Origin of the sequence: Scandinavium sp. M-37 (genome assembly GCF_043558715.1) — a bacterium.
Taxonomy (GTDB): domain Bacteria; phylum Pseudomonadota; class Gammaproteobacteria; order Enterobacterales; family Enterobacteriaceae; genus Scandinavium; species Scandinavium vulneris_A.
The window spans coordinates 26,727-40,998 of record NZ_JBIGIN010000030.1 but is presented as its reverse complement, the minus strand read 5'-3'; the positions used below and the strand labels follow the sequence as shown (position 1 = coordinate 40,998).

The following is a 14,272-nucleotide window of genomic DNA, read 5'->3' as shown; positions in this document are numbered from 1 at the left end:
CCGGTAGTGAAGTCTACCGGGCACAAATCTTCAGAATCGATAATCCCCGTTTTCCGTCATCATCAACGTCAGGTCGGCAGCCACGCTTGAGGTGAGAACGCGCTCAACGTTTGGCCCATCGGTACGCTGATAAAAGGCTTCTGCCTCTTGCTCGCTCAGCCCCCCGGCCTGCTTACGCGCCACCAGACGCTGGCGCAGCGCGGCGGCAGGGGCGGTGATGAAAATCGAGAAATCACAATATTCACGCAGTTCACGCCAGGCCGGATCGTTCAGTAAAAGCCAGTTGCCTTCGACCACCACCAGCGGGGCGGTCACCTGCAACGCATCCTCCTGAGGATCGTGCTTTTGCCTGTCATATTGCGGCCAGGTCCCCTGCCCGGCACGGATTTGTCGCAGATTTTGTGCCAACTTAGGTACATCGAAGGTTTCCGGTGCGCCTTTATAAGGACGTAAACCCTGGGCATCCAGCCAGTCGTTATAGTGGTGAAAACCGTCCATCGGCAACGTTTGCAGCGCCGGGAGGTGAGGATCCTGTGCGGCGAGCCACGACCAAAAAGTCGTCAGTGTCGATTTCCCGGTGCCCGGCGGAGCGCTGAGAAAAACGATCGTGCGTTGGTGAGGTGCAGCGGCATGCAGTGCCGCCAGACGTTGCAGCAGCGGCTTATGCACAGTCGCAACGTCCTGTTCGCTAAAATGGGCCGCAACGTCCAGCCCATTAATGGTCAGCATTATCTTCACGGCGTTAATTCCTTGAGTATTGCCGTTACCGCCAGCGCTAACGCCGTTTTGCTCATCCCGATAAAACGGCTTTCTGAGTACAGGCCAAAATCGGCAAACTTCATACTCTTCAGGGCGTTATATAGCGTCGCGTTATCGGTTATCGCATTGACGTTACAGATAAAATCCCAGGTCAGCTCATCCGCAAACCCTGGAACGTTATCTTGCCCGCTCAGAAACTGATGGAACTGGGAAAAATGGGTGATATCGGCGTACAGCCATTTATCCATTTTCCCCAGCGCATAGATCAGGCGGAGCGCCACGTCGAGGTCGTCAAGCGGCCCGCTTTGCGCCAGCAACGGCTTCACTGCATATTCCACAATCTCTTCATCGTTGTTGACGAATAACGACGGCAGAAAACGCTTAATAGCCTGCAGCAACAGCGTATTCGCCGCAGCCATAAAGGCAGGCAAAGTCTCCTGAGCGTTTAGCAGCTCAAGAACGTCGTCTTCGGTCGGTGCGGTCATTCGTCTCTCGATAAATCATCAGGAATGCAGGGAGTTTATAATATTACACGTCCGGTCTATACCGTTGATCAGCATTGTTTGCGTGCGCACACCGTCATCCCTTCTGCTAATGCCGTGGAGCAAATCCCCACCGGTCACGCCCGTCGCGCTGAATAAAATATCCTGACTGCGTACCAGCTCATCAAGCCGGTACAGACGATTCACCGCCACGCCCATTTGCGCGCAGCGGCGGCGTTCGTCGGTAGCGATGCGTCTATGTTCATCACACTCCCCTTTCGCCTGGCAGTAGTCGATCAGTTCGGCCTGCATATCGCCCGCCATCGCCCTTACCGCGCAGGCGGAGAGCACGCCTTCCGGCGCACCGCCGACGGTAAACATCAGGTCGTAGACGTTATCCGGCTGACAGGTGAGAACGCTGGCGGCCACGTCGCCATCCGGCAGGGAAAATACTTTCACACCCAGACCCGCCGCTTCCTGAATCGCAGCTTGGGAACGGGGTTTATCCAGCGTGACCATCCTGAGCTCACTGAGCGGTTTGCCCAACGCACGCGCCACGTTGCGCAAATTATCGCTAAGCGATAACGCCAGGTCGATCGCCCCACGCGCTTTGCGGTTCACCACCAGCTTCTTCATATACATATCTGGCGCGTGCAACAGGCTGCCGTGGGGCGCAAACGCCATCACCGCCAGGGCATTGCTCTGCCCCATGGCCACCATGCGGGTGCCTTCAATAGGATCGACGGCAATATCCACGCCCGGCCCGCTCCCGGTGCCGACGACCTCCCCGATATACAGCATCGGGGCGTTGTCGATTTCCCCCTCGCCAATCACAATGCGACCTTGCATCGGAATATCATTCAGCGCCTGACGCATGGCGACCACCGCAAGGTCGTCGATTACGTTCTTGTCTCCGCAGCCGGTTTGCGGCCAGGCCGCGAGCGCCGCACGCTCCGTGGTACGAATCAGCGACCACGCCAGTGAATTCATGACCCAGCCTCCCCGGTATCAACCCCGAACTGTGCCAACAAATACCGCTCGGCCTGTTCATTCCAGATGCCATGCGTCGGGGCCACCAACCGCGCCAACTCGCGGAACAGCGGGTCGGTTTTACCCTTCTCGGCAAAATCAGCAATCGCTGTCAGAGGCAGGGTCACGCCGTTATAGATGAGCTTTTTACCGCCGGGGATGTCAGGCAAATTGAGTACCGTATCAGGCACCGCATCCAGCCCGCCGATGTGCGTGACCATAAAGGATGGCTGTAATTGCCCGGCCGCACTCAGCGCTATCGCCTCTTTCATGTCGTCGGTTGAGCCGCCAGAGGTCCCGACCACGTGGGTGCGATTGTAATGCACGTTGTAAAAGTTAAACGGCACGCTGAAGTTTTTATCCGTTGGCCCGGCGAAGAAGTTCAGGCAGCCATCTTCCGCCAGCAGGCCGTCAGCCAGTTCAACCACCGCAGGAACGGCGGCATAGACGAACACATCGTCGAACCCTTCTCCATTGGTCAAGGCGCGTAATGTTTCCTGCGGGTCGGCCATTTCGCGGCTGTTGGCATAAATCAGTTCGATGCCTTTGCTGGCAGCCAGCGCCACCGGCAGCAGTTTTTCGGCCTGCGCCAGACGCACCTCATCAATATCCACCACCACAATACGCGACGGCGTAATGTCCCCGTTAATGGCGTAGTCGATTGCGCCGATACCCATCGGCCCGGCGCAGGCCAGCAGCGCCAGATTACCGCCCGGTTTGATCCCCATCTGGTGTTCATACACATACTGCGTCGTATGATAATTCGCTTTATACGCCCCAATAATGCAGCACATCGGTTCAGCCAGCGAGGCTGCCGCAAAATACGATCCGTGGTACGGCAGGACGCACCCCAGATTAATCGCCTGTTCGGGAATAATCATATACGTGGCGTTGCCGCCGAAATATTCATAGCTGTAACCAGCAGAATAACCACTCGCGAGCCCCATTGCCGGTTGCAGAACAAAGCGCTGGCCGGTCTTATATTTATCGCCCAGATTTTTCCCTACCTCGACAATAACGCCAGCGCATTCGTGCCCGGTAATCACCGGATGATGCGCTAAATCATCAGGAACCCGTTTATGTTCACTGCCTAACAGGGCGGCTTTCCAGGTGGATAAACAGACGCTATCGGAAATAACGCTGACCAGCAATTCGTTGTCATTAATTTCTGGTAATTCAAACTCACGAATGCGGACATCCCGCGGCCCATAAATGGCCGCTACTTTGGTTTTCATGTTTAACCTCGACTAATAACTCTTGATAAATAAATCAGATGTCAGGCGCTAAGTTGTTTAAATAAAGTATCGAGCTGTGGATCACCAATATAGTTATTAATTAACACCAGCGGTTTATGGCTGACGCGTTTCACGCGCCCTTCCAGACTGGCATGGGTGACAATAATATCGGCGTCATTCGGCACATTTTCGATGGCGTAATGTTTAACTTCAATACTGAGCCCCTGTTTTTCAAGACGCCTGCGAAACGTGGTGGCTCCCATCGCGCTGGAGCCCATTCCGGCGTCACACACAAAGGCGATGCACTGTACTTTTGCATACGAAAGGCTGCCTTCTTGCTTCATCGCTTTTACACTTTTAGCTGATTCAGCGAATGTATCCTCTCCTTCCACCAGCGTACTTTTCTCCATTTTGAGGATAACCGACGTCACCGCAAACGAGACGATGGCCCCCACGCTCACCCCGGCCAGGGTCGCCATAAATGAGCCCTTCGGGGTTAAGGCCAGATAGGCGAAGATAGACCCCGGACTCGGACCGGCAACCAGCCCACCGCCGAGCAAATTGAAGGTATAAATGCCCGACATTCCGCCTGCAATCATCGCCAGCAGAGTCAGGGGCTTCATCAGCACGTACGGGAAATAAAGCTCATGGATCCCGCCGAGAAAGTGAATAATCATCGCCCCCGGGGCTGATTTCTTACTCATCCCTTTGCCAAACACCGCAAAACCCAACAGCAGCCCAAGACCTGGGCCCGGGTTAGAAGCGACCATAAAGAAAATCGATTTGCCGGTTTCGGATGCCTGCTGCATCCCGAGCGGATAATAAACGCCCTGGTCGATAGCGTTATTCAGAAACAGAATTTTCGCCGGTTCATTGATGAGGGATAACAGCGGCAGGTAGCCGGTGTGGACCAGTGCCTCGATGCAGCCTTTCACGAAGGTGTTGGCAATCAGTACCGCCGGGCCGATGATTTCAAAACCCAACAGGCACAGCAGCATCCCGGCGATCCCGAGTGAGAAGTTATTGATAACCATCTCAAACCCGGCTGGGATGCGCTTTTCCAGCAGCCTGTCGATATGCTTAATCACCAGGCCGCCGAGCGGGCCCATAATCATCGCCCCGATAAACATCGGAATATCCGCGCCGACAATCACCCCCAGGGTGCCGATACCGCCCATCACTGCGCCGCGCTTGCCCCCGACCAGATGACCGCCGGTCGAGCCGATCATCACCGGCAGCAGATAGGTGATCATCGGCCCGACAATTTTGGCGAAATGCGCATTGGGCATCCACCCGGTTGGGATAAATAACGCGGTAATAAATCCCCAGGCAATAAACGCACCGATATTGGGGATGACCATGGCCGTCAAGAAGCCGCCAAAAGCCTGGACTTTGGCACGAGCAGACTTATTTTCCATAATGAAATCCTGAAAAGGAAAGCGTAATTAGGCGCGGGCGAGAATTTCCGCGAGCTGTTTTTCTGATGTAGCGGCTAACAGTGACGCTATATTTTCCTCTTCACATAACAACTCACTTAATGCCTGGATGGCATCAATATGTGAAGTAGAGTCAGTGGCCGATAGGCCGATTAATAAGGATACAGGTTGATTACCTTCGTCAAATACCACTGGGCTTTTGAGTAAGGTAAGTGATAAGCCGGTTTTAAGGGCGCCACATTCCGGCCTGGCATGGGGCATAGCCACTCCCGGCGCTAAAATATAATACGGGCCGTTGTTCAGAGTAGAGTCTTTTATTGCCTGAATGTATTTTTCATCGATGTAGCCGTTTTTTAATAATGGCTCCATAGAATAATCGATGGCCTGCTGCCACGATCCTGCTAAATCTCTAACGGAAATCGATGATGCCGGAAAATAATCAATCAATCGCATAACGAACCCTCATATTTTATTTTCGGGGTACCGTCAGGATAAAATAACGGTGTAAAAACAAAATACGCGCGGCGGGGGATGAAAGCAATCCGAGGGAAAAGGGAGTGAGTCGCAGGCAGGAATTAATACGCCCACATAAATCAAACAGTTACAATGCAAAATATAAATAGCAAGCGAGTAAACGTGATGGTTACTGCAAATACAGTAAAAACATAAAATACAAAGTTGCAAATCAGATCACATTTAATGGCTTGCCACAGAACAATTAAATTATTTTTGAATTAAAAACGGGCCGCCAATGCGACCCGTTTGAAGTTCTCCGTTAACAATAACGGAGAAGGATTACAGCAGTTCTTTCGCTTTCGCGACCACGTTCGCCACGGTGAAGCCGAACTCTTCGAACAGCAGTTCTGCCGGAGCAGATTCGCCGAAGGTGGTCATGCCGACGATAGCGCCGTTCAGGCCAACATATTTGAACCAGTAATCGGCGATACCCGCTTCGATGGCCACACGGGCAGAAACGGCTTTCGGCAGTACGGATTCACGGTATGCCGCATCCTGCTTGTCGAATGCGTCGGTAGACGGCATGGACACCACGCGAGCCTTAACGCCTTCAGCAGACAGCTGATCCCATGCCGCAACAGCCAGTTCAACTTCAGAACCGGTAGCGATGAAGATAATCTGTGGTTGACCGTCACAGTCTTTCAGTACGTAGCCACCGCGAGCGATGTTCGCCAGCTGCGCTTCGGTACGTTCCTGCTGGGCCAGGTTCTGACGAGAGAGGATAAGCGCGGTTGGGCCATCCTGACGCTCAACGCCGTATTTCCACGCCACTGCCGATTCAACCTGGTCACATGGACGCCAGGTGGACATGTTCGGGGTTACGCGCAGAGAAGCAACCTGCTCTACCGGCTGGTGAGTTGGGCCATCTTCACCCAGACCGATAGAGTCGTGGGTATAAACCATTACCTGACGCTGTTTCATCAGCGCAGCCATACGCACAGCGTTACGTGCATATTCAACGAACATCAGGAAGGTAGAGGTGTACGGCAGGAAACCACCGTGCAGAGAGATACCGTTGGCGATAGCGGTCATACCGAATTCACGTACACCGTAATGGATGTAGTTGCCTGCGGTATCTTCGTTAATCGCTTTAGAGCCCGACCAGATAGTCAGGTTAGACGGTGCCAGGTCAGCGGAGCCGCCAAGGAATTCAGGCAGCAGCGGGCCGAAGGCTTCGATAGCATTCTGCGACGCTTTACGGCTGGCGATTTTGGACGGGTTCGCCTGCAGTTTGGCAATGAACTCGTTCGCTTTCGCGTCGAAATCAGCTGGCATGTCACCTTTCATACGACGGGTGAATTCAGCGGCTTCCTGTGGGAAGGCTTTGGCATAGGCCGCAAACTTCTCGTTCCAGGCGGCTTCTTTCACCTGACCTGCTTCTTTTGCATCCCACTGCGCATAGATGTCAGACGGGATTTCAAATGCCGGGTGTTTCCAGCCCAGCGCTTCGCGGGTCAGTGCGATTTCTGCATCACCCAGCGGCGCACCGTGGGAGTCGTGGGTACCGGCTTTGTTCGGTGAACCGAAACCAATGATGGTTTTGCACATCAGCAGGGACGGTTTATCCGTCACGGCACGTGCTTCTTCTACTGCACGCTTGATGGCGTCCGCATCGTGGCCGTCAACGCCACGCACAACGTGCCAGCCGTACGCTTCGAAACGCTTAGCGGTATCGTCTGTGAACCAGCCTTCAACGTGACCATCGATGGAGATGCCGTTGTCGTCATAGAACGCAACCAGTTTGCCCAGCTTCAGGGTACCCGCCAGGGAGCACACTTCGTGGGAGATACCTTCCATCATACAGCCGTCGCCCATGAAGGCGTAGGTGAAGTGGTCAACGATGTCGTGACCTGGACGGTTGAACTGTGCTGCCAGCGTTTTTTCCGCGATAGCCATACCGACTGCGTTCGCAATACCCTGACCCAGCGGGCCAGTGGTGGTCTCTACACCAGCGGTGTAGCCCACTTCCGGGTGACCCGGGGTTTTGGAGTGCAGCTGACGGAAGTTTTTCAGCTCTTCAATCGGCAGATCGTAGCCAGTGAGGTGCAACAGGCTATAAATCAGCATGGAGCCATGGCCGTTAGACAGCACGAAGCGGTCACGGTCTGCCCAGGATGGATTTTGCGGATTGTGGTTCAGGAAATCACGCCACAGGACTTCGGCAATGTCAGCCATACCCATCGGGGCACCCGGGTGGCCGGATTTGGCTTTCTGTACTGCGTCCATGCTCAGCGCACGAATAGCATTAGCAAGCTCTTTACGTGAGGACATTTTGACTCCAAAAGGACTGTTGAAGGCAACGCCAAAACGGCTTGACGACCGCGCGTTTTAGGCTACGCCGGAAAAAAGTGTCAACAATGTAACCCAAGCGGCAAGGCATGTACATGGAGCATCCGCGCGGTGCCTGGGAAATCTCTGGATTGTGCTCGCAGGTTGCGCAATCTTCTCGCAGCCTTGTCGTTATTTTCTTTATACTTTGGCTCAATTCCGTATTTTGAATAGCGGAATATTTCAGATAATGACGACCCACAATTATGGAAAATGAATGATGAAACTGCACACAGTGGTACTGGCCTTTGGGATGGCGAGCGTTTTGACCGGCTGTCAAAATATGGATTCGAACGGGCTGATGAGCTCAGGCGCTGAAGCCTTCCAGGCTTATAGCCTGAGCGACGAACAGGTGAAGACCTTAAGTGACCAGTCCTGTAAAGAGCTCGACAGCAAAGCGACCATCGCGGCTGCAGGCAGCGATTATGCCAAACGTCTGAACACCATTGCCTCGGCGCTGGGCGATAACATCAACGGTCAGCCGGTCAACTATAAGGTGTACGTCACCAAAGACGTGAACGCCTTTGCGATGGCTAACGGCTGTATCCGCGTCTATAGCGGGCTGATGGATATGATGACCGACAACGAAGTCGAAGCGGTGATTGGTCACGAGATGGGTCACGTAGCGCTGGGCCATGTGAAGAGAGGCATGCAGGTGGCGCTGAGCACCAATGCGCTTCGCGTGGCGGCGGCCTCTGCGGGCGGCATGATTGGCAGCCTGTCACAGTCACAGCTGGGTGATTTAGGCGAAAAACTGGTGAACGCGCAGTTCTCCCAGCGCCAGGAATCTGAAGCCGATGACTACTCTTACGATCTGTTGCGCAAACGAGGGATCAATCCGGCGGGTCTGGCCACCAGCTTTGAGAAACTGGCCAAACTGGAAGCCGGTCGTCAAAGCTCAATGCTTGACGATCACCCGGCATCCGAAGAGCGTGCCCAGCATATCCGCGATCGCATGAAAGCGGACGGGATTAAGTAAGGTTCGCGCCCTTTCCCCTCACCCTAACCCTCTCCCCACAGGGGAGAGGGGATCGATCCGGGTTCTCCCTCTCCCTATGGGAGAGGGCCGGGGTGAGGGGGAGAAGCGATACCGATTACTCGCCTTTCTTCGCTGCCTGGATGTACAACATTTCCAGTGCAAGCGTTGCTGCGGCCAGCGCAGTGATCTCCGACTGATCGTAAGCCGGTGCCACTTCCACAACGTCCATCCCCACGATATTCAGATCTTTCAGGCCACGAACCAGTTTGATCGCACGATCGGAAGTCAGACCGCCGATCACCGGCGTCCCGGTCCCCGGAGCAAACGCCGGATCCAGACAGTCGATATCAAAGGTCAGGTACACCGGCATGTCGCCCACAATCTGCTTCACCTGCGCCAGAATATCGTCCACGCCACGATCGTTGACCTGTGCCGCATCCAGCACGGTGAAACCGTTGTCTTTATCAAACTCGGTACGAATACCAATCTGCACGGAATGATTCGGGTCGATCAGACCTTCTTTCGGCGCGGTGAAGAACATGGTGCCGTGGTCAAACTCGCAGCCGTTAGCGTAGGTATCGGTGTGGGCATCGAAGTGCACCAGCGCCATTTTACCGAAATGCTTGGCGTGCGCGCGCAGCAGCGGCAGGGTCACGAAGTGGTCACCGCCGAAGGAGAGCATGCGTTTCCCGGCAGCCAGCAGCTGTTCTGCATGCGCCTGCAACTTCTCACTCATGTCACGGGCATCGCCAAACGCGTACACCAGGTCGCCGCAGTCCACGACATTCAGGCGTTCACGCATGTCGAAGTTCCACGGGAAGCGGTTGTGCTCCCACGCCAGATTGGTGGACACCTGACGGATAGCGGCCGGGCCATGACGACCACCCGCGCGGCCAGACGTTGCCGCATCAAACGGCACACCGGTGATAACCCAGTCAGCATTGCTGTCGTATGGCTGGAAGTTCAGCGGCAGACGTAAAAAACCAAAGGCATTAGATACCAGAGAGTTGTCGTACTGATGACCCAAAGTGCTCATGGAGATGACCTCTTAAACCGTCGTGTATGAAAAAAAGATGAAAAAAAATCCCCTCCGCGTCGTTAGGCCCGACGAGGAAGGGATCTATTCGTGTTACTGCTTATTAGAGCGAATTATCGCCAAAATCCTGACCGGGTCAAGTACCCCGTCTTACTCATCTTCCAGGTACGTGTAACCGTACAGACCGGCTTCAAACTCTTCGAGGAACTGCTGCTGCAGCGCATCGTCAAGATCGGTCTGTTTAACCTGGTCACGGAACTGGAGCAGCAGTTTTTTCGGATCCAACTGAACGTATTCCAGCATATCTGCCACGGTATCGCCTTCGTCGGACAGCTCGACTTCCACGCTGCCATCAGGGAAGACAAACACGTCCACCGCTTCGGTATCACCGAACAGGTTATGCATGTTGCCGAGGATTTCCTGATAGGCGCCGACCATAAAGAAGCCCAACATCGGCGGGTTCTCCGGATCGTATTCCGGCATCGGCATGGTGGTGGCGATCCCATCACCATCGATATAGTGATCGATAGCCCCGTCGGAGTCGCAGGTGATGTCCAGCAGCACCGCGCGGCGTTCCGGCACCTGATTCAGCCCTTCGAGCGGCAGAACCGGGAACAGCTGATCGATACCCCATGCATCCGGCATCGACTGGAACAGCGAGAAGTTGACGTACATTTTGTCCGCCATACGTTCCTGCAGCTCATCGATAATCGGGCGATGCGCGCGGTTGCTTGGGTCGAGCTGTTTCTGCACTTCATGACACATGCTTAAGTAAAGCTGTTCCGCCCAGGCACGTTCCTGCAAATTAAAGGTGCCGGAGGAGTAACCGATGTGAATGTCATGCAGGTCCATCTGGCTGTCGTGCAGCCATTCACGCAGCGAACGGCGTCCGCCCGGCTCGTGCATTTCCTGCCAGGTTTCCCACATGCTTTGCAGCGCGCGCTGAGCATCTGCAGCCGGGGCTACCGGGGTGGTGTATTCGTTGCGCTCCACGCCGATAATGTTCGACACCAGCACCGTATGGTGCGCGGTGACCGCACGTCCCGACTCGGTAATGACCGTCGGATGCGGCAGGCCATTCTCTTCACAGGCATCGCCAATCGCCCAGATGATGTTGTTGGCGTATTCATTCAGGCCGTAGTTCACCGAGCAGTCAGACTGCGAGCGGGTCCCTTCGTAATCCACGCCCAGGCCGCCGCCGACGTCGAAGCACTGAATGTTGACACCCAGTTTGTGCAGCTCAACGTAGAAACGGGAGGATTCACGCACGCCGGTGGCGATATCGCGAATGTTTGCCATCTGTGAGCCGAGGTGGAAGTGCAGCAGCTGGAGGCTGTCCAGACGCCCGCATTCGCGCAGGGTTTCGACCAGTTGCAGAACCTGCGTTGCCGCCAGGCCGAACTTGGATTTTTCACCGCCGGAAGACTGCCATTTACCGGAGCCCTGAGAGGCCAGACGCGCACGCACGCCAAGGCGCGGGGTGACGTTCAGACGCTCGGCTTCTTCCAGCACCAGGGCAATCTCAGACATCTTCTCGATGACCAGATAAACCTTGTGGCCCATCTTCTCGCCGATCAGTGCCAGGCGAATATATTCACGGTCTTTATAACCGTTGCAGACGATCACGCTGCGGGTCATCCCGGCGTGCGCCAGGACCGCCATCAGTTCGGCTTTCGAACCGGCTTCCAGACCCAGCGGTTCGCCAGAATGGATAAGGGATTCAATCACGCGGCGATGCTGGTTTACCTTGATCGGGTAGACCAGGAAATAGTCACCGTTATAGCCGTAGGATTCACGGGCACGTTTAAAGGCGGCGTTAATCGAACGCAGGCGATGTTGCAGGATCTGCGGGAAGCAGAACAATGCAGGCAGTCGCTGTCCTTGCGCTTCACGGGCTTTGACCAGCTTGGCGAGATCGACGCGTGCGTCTGGCACATCGGGATCCGGGCAAACGCTGATATGACCCAGCTCGTTGACGTCGTAGTAGTTATTGCCCCACCAGGCAATGTTGTAAGTCCGCAGCATCTTGCTGGCTTCCTGAGAGCTCATTGCCACCTCCTGCATGGAACGTAGTACACCCTGTTCGCCGGCTGACGAAGGGGAAGAAAAAGACATGTCGTCAGACATAGCGAACCTCAAAAGTTGTCGAAAGTGTAAAACAGTTGACTACTATCGCAATGTTAGTAAGCGATAACAACCCATAAACAGCCGTGTGTCTCAGCAGAGTATGCTGAAAGTCCGCCTGCGCGACCGGTTTCTTGTTCATATCATTGTAAAACATAGACCCGGGGTTTGTAGGACCGCCGGAGAAACCACGAGAAAACCCCTTACGAACAGGAGCGCCCTTGTCCAGTTATCACAGCGCCTTGCCGGCTCTGGAATCCTGAGATGTGCCCAAATGGGAATAACTTCGGCAAGTAAATCGCGAAGAGAGAGAAATTGCGGGGTAAAGACGCACGCCTGAGTGGCATGACTGGGTCTGCAAAAAACGTTGGTTCATTATGTCGTATCACCTCCACGCTAACCCCTTGGGACCAGCGACAAGCCAAAGCCAAAAATTACACTGCTTAACCCGGCTGGAAGTGGCGACACGAGAGAATCCATCGTGCGCTTTTTGGTGTGAGCCGCGCGCGGCGTTTTATACCGAGAACCGGGGTGAAATGCAAAATAAAAATGTGCACTCTTCCACCGCTGTCAGGAAAAATTTCCAGCCCAAACGACCTCCAGATGAGACACATCTCAAAAAAAACTGGAAATCGGGCGAATATCTGACCTAAAATAGCCGTCCAGATGTTAATCCATCTATACTGATTAACACCCAGACTGTTGGTGTGTTTACCTGCAGCCTTTGGTCGAAACGTCTATCAAAGTCTTAATCGTCAACAGTTTGAGCTAACGAAATTCTTTCCAGGTGAAATAAAACATGGCAAAACACCTCTTTACGTCCGAGTCCGTATCTGAAGGGCATCCAGACAAAATTGCTGACCAAATCTCCGATGCGGTGCTTGATGCAATCCTCGAGCAGGATCCGAAGGCCCGTGTTGCATGTGAAACTTACGTCAAAACCGGGATGGTTCTGGTCGGGGGTGAAATCACAACCAGCGCGTGGGTCGATATCGAAGAGATCACCCGCAACACGGTTCGCGAGATTGGCTATGTGCATTCTGATATGGGCTTTGATGCCAATTCCTGCGCGGTACTGAGCGCGATTGGTAAGCAGTCTCCGGATATCAACCAGGGCGTTGACCGTGCCGATCCGCTGGAACAGGGCGCGGGCGACCAGGGCCTGATGTTCGGCTATGCCACTAATGAAACCGACGTGCTGATGCCAGCGCCAATCACCTACGCGCACCGTCTGGTACAGCGTCAGGCTGAAGTACGTAAAAACGGCGCGCTGCCGTGGCTGCGCCCGGATGCGAAAAGCCAGGTCACTTTCCAGTATGACGACGGCAAAATCGTCGGCATTGATGCCGTCGTTCTGTCGACTCAGCACGCTGAAGATGTCTCACAGAAAACCCTGCAAGAAGCGGTGATGGAAGAAATCATCAAGCCAGTTCTGCCGACCGAATGGCTGAACAGCGCGACCAAATTCTTCATCAACCCAACCGGCCGTTTTGTTATCGGTGGCCCAATGGGCGACTGCGGTCTGACCGGTCGTAAGATTATCGTTGATACCTACGGCGGCATGGCGCGTCACGGTGGCGGCGCATTCTCCGGTAAAGATCCGTCTAAAGTTGACCGTTCTGCGGCATACGCGGCACGTTATGTTGCGAAAAACATCGTTGCAGCAGGCCTGGCCGATCGTTGTGAGATTCAGGTTTCCTACGCTATCGGCGTGGCAGAGCCAACCTCTATCATGGTTGAAACCTTCGGCACTGAAAAAGTCCCGACCGAGCAACTGACCCTGCTGGTACGCGAGTTCTTCGACCTGCGTCCATACGGCCTGATTCAGATGCTGGATCTGCTGCACCCAATCTACAAAGAAACCGCCGCATACGGTCACTTTGGTCGCGAACATTTCCCTTGGGAAAAAACCGACAAAGCCGCTCTGTTGCGCGAAGCTGCCGGTCTGAAATAAACCGCTGCTTTAACGCGCTAAAGGCCAGCCACGTGCTGGCCTTTTGCTTTTCTGCCTGCATCATCCTCCGGACCCTTTTCACAAACCGTCTATACTGATAACCAGCCGCGAGCCCGATAATGGAAGCGATTACACTGATGTTATCTGGTGATTTTAAGATTAATCGCTTTGCATGAAGTCTTATTGTCTGCTGTTACATTCCATTTCAGTTAACTCTTAAATTTGTATTTTTTGCAGCCAAAAAATCACACCCATCTCACTGATATGCAATACTAAATTTAATTTACACAACATGACACTTGTGTAACCGATTACACCTATGTGATTTATCTCACATATTTTTACGCACGCCTAACCTAACCTTTACATTGATAAAACTGATAATCCAACTGGA

At 54.1% G+C, this 14,272-nt stretch carries 12 protein-coding genes; 2 read left to right on the top strand and 10 right to left on the bottom strand.

All coding sequences use genetic code 11. From position 1 onward, the window contains the following. Positions 1 to 30: 30 nt before the first annotated feature. From ACG0Z5_RS18690 to tkt, 7 genes are all read right to left on the bottom strand, one after another. The gene (locus tag ACG0Z5_RS18690; RefSeq protein WP_394450096.1) at positions 31 to 738 is read right to left on the bottom strand and encodes a nucleoside/nucleotide kinase family protein; all 708 of its coding nucleotides are present in this window, start codon (positions 736 to 738) and stop codon (positions 31 to 33) included. Next, positions 735 to 1,244 carry an MltR family transcriptional regulator gene (locus ACG0Z5_RS18685; RefSeq protein WP_394450094.1) on the bottom strand — a complete coding sequence of 170 codons (510 nt, stop codon included), beginning with the start codon at positions 1,242 to 1,244 and terminating at the stop codon, positions 735 to 737. Before ACG0Z5_RS18685 ends, ACG0Z5_RS18690 begins: the two co-directional genes overlap by 4 nt. 18 nt (positions 1,245 to 1,262) lie before the next feature. Continuing rightward, the gene (gene glpX / locus ACG0Z5_RS18680) at positions 1,263 to 2,231 is read right to left on the bottom strand and encodes a class II fructose-bisphosphatase (protein ID WP_394450091.1); all 969 of its coding nucleotides are present in this window, start codon (positions 2,229 to 2,231) and stop codon (positions 1,263 to 1,265) included. Beyond that, complete coding sequence (locus ACG0Z5_RS18675) at positions 2,228 to 3,505, bottom strand: zinc-binding dehydrogenase (RefSeq protein WP_394450089.1); 1,278 nt, start codon at positions 3,503 to 3,505, stop codon at positions 2,228 to 2,230. The genes glpX and ACG0Z5_RS18675 overlap by 4 nt, the downstream gene beginning before the upstream one ends. A 41-nt stretch (positions 3,506 to 3,546) precedes the next feature. Continuing rightward, the gene (locus ACG0Z5_RS18670; protein WP_394450087.1) at positions 3,547 to 4,923 is read right to left on the bottom strand and encodes a PTS mannitol transporter subunit IICB; all 1,377 of its coding nucleotides are present in this window, start codon (positions 4,921 to 4,923) and stop codon (positions 3,547 to 3,549) included. A gap of 27 nt (positions 4,924 to 4,950) precedes the next feature. Next, positions 4,951 to 5,394: a PTS mannitol transporter subunit IIA gene (gene cmtB / locus ACG0Z5_RS18665; RefSeq protein WP_394450085.1), complete on the bottom strand. Its 444-nt coding sequence runs from the start codon at positions 5,392 to 5,394 to the stop codon at positions 4,951 to 4,953. A gap of 342 nt (positions 5,395 to 5,736) precedes the next feature. Then, entirely contained in the window at positions 5,737 to 7,728 is a 1,992-nt protein-coding gene (tkt, locus tag ACG0Z5_RS18660; protein WP_394450083.1) for a transketolase, read from the bottom strand. A gap of 277 nt (positions 7,729 to 8,005) precedes the next feature. Here tkt and ACG0Z5_RS18655 point away from each other — a divergent pair, with 277 nt between their 5' ends. Next, positions 8,006 to 8,764, top strand: coding sequence for a M48 family metallopeptidase (locus tag ACG0Z5_RS18655; RefSeq protein ID WP_394450116.1), 759 nt, complete (start codon positions 8,006 to 8,008; stop codon positions 8,762 to 8,764). Between the two features lie 115 nt (positions 8,765 to 8,879). On the opposite strand, the gene speB is transcribed toward ACG0Z5_RS18655, so the two are convergent. The 3 genes from speB to yqgB all read right to left on the bottom strand — a co-directional run bounded on the left by speB (position 8,880) and on the right by yqgB (position 12,066). After that, entirely contained in the window at positions 8,880 to 9,800 is a 921-nt protein-coding gene (gene speB / locus ACG0Z5_RS18650) for an agmatinase (protein WP_394450081.1), read from the bottom strand. A 150-nt stretch (positions 9,801 to 9,950) separates the two neighbouring features. Continuing rightward, complete coding sequence (speA, locus tag ACG0Z5_RS18645) at positions 9,951 to 11,927, bottom strand: biosynthetic arginine decarboxylase (RefSeq protein ID WP_319628551.1); 1,977 nt, start codon at positions 11,925 to 11,927, stop codon at positions 9,951 to 9,953. Next, positions 11,920 to 12,066 (bottom strand): acid stress response protein YqgB, encoded by a 147-nt coding sequence (yqgB, locus tag ACG0Z5_RS18640; RefSeq protein ID WP_394450079.1) that lies wholly within the window; start codon positions 12,064 to 12,066, stop codon positions 11,920 to 11,922. The genes speA and yqgB overlap by 8 nt, the downstream gene beginning before the upstream one ends. Before the next feature lie 657 nt (positions 12,067 to 12,723). Between yqgB and metK the strand changes: the two genes are divergently transcribed. After that, on the top strand, positions 12,724 to 13,878 hold the full coding sequence (metK, locus tag ACG0Z5_RS18635; protein WP_319628553.1) for a methionine adenosyltransferase: 1,155 nt from the start codon (positions 12,724 to 12,726) through the stop codon (positions 13,876 to 13,878). Positions 13,879 to 14,272: the final 394 nt, after the last annotated feature.

Excerpts from the sequence above, each read along its gene's own strand:
- tkt (WP_394450083.1), bottom strand. The coding sequence starts at position 7,728 with ATGTCCTCACGTAAAGAGCTTGCTAATGCTATTCGTGCGCTGAGCATG.
- glpX (WP_394450091.1), bottom strand. The coding sequence starts at position 2,231 with ATGAATTCACTGGCGTGGTCGCTGATTCGTACCACGGAGCGTGCGGCG.
- ACG0Z5_RS18675 (WP_394450089.1), bottom strand. The coding sequence starts at position 3,505 with ATGAAAACCAAAGTAGCGGCCATTTATGGGCCGCGGGATGTCCGCATT.
- speA (WP_319628551.1), bottom strand. The coding sequence starts at position 11,927 with ATGTCTGACGACATGTCTTTTTCTTCCCCTTCGTCAGCCGGCGAACAG.
- ACG0Z5_RS18670 (WP_394450087.1), bottom strand. The coding sequence starts at position 4,923 with ATGGAAAATAAGTCTGCTCGTGCCAAAGTCCAGGCTTTTGGCGGCTTC.
- ACG0Z5_RS18685 (WP_394450094.1), bottom strand. The coding sequence starts at position 1,244 with ATGACCGCACCGACCGAAGACGACGTTCTTGAGCTGCTAAACGCTCAG.
- yqgB (WP_394450079.1), bottom strand. The coding sequence starts at position 12,066 with ATGAACAAGAAACCGGTCGCGCAGGCGGACTTTCAGCATACTCTGCTG.
- speB (WP_394450081.1), bottom strand. The coding sequence starts at position 9,800 with ATGAGCACTTTGGGTCATCAGTACGACAACTCTCTGGTATCTAATGCC.
- cmtB (WP_394450085.1), bottom strand. The coding sequence starts at position 5,394 with ATGCGATTGATTGATTATTTTCCGGCATCATCGATTTCCGTTAGAGAT.
- metK (WP_319628553.1), top strand. The coding sequence starts at position 12,724 with ATGGCAAAACACCTCTTTACGTCCGAGTCCGTATCTGAAGGGCATCCA.
- ACG0Z5_RS18655 (WP_394450116.1), top strand. The coding sequence starts at position 8,006 with ATGAAACTGCACACAGTGGTACTGGCCTTTGGGATGGCGAGCGTTTTG.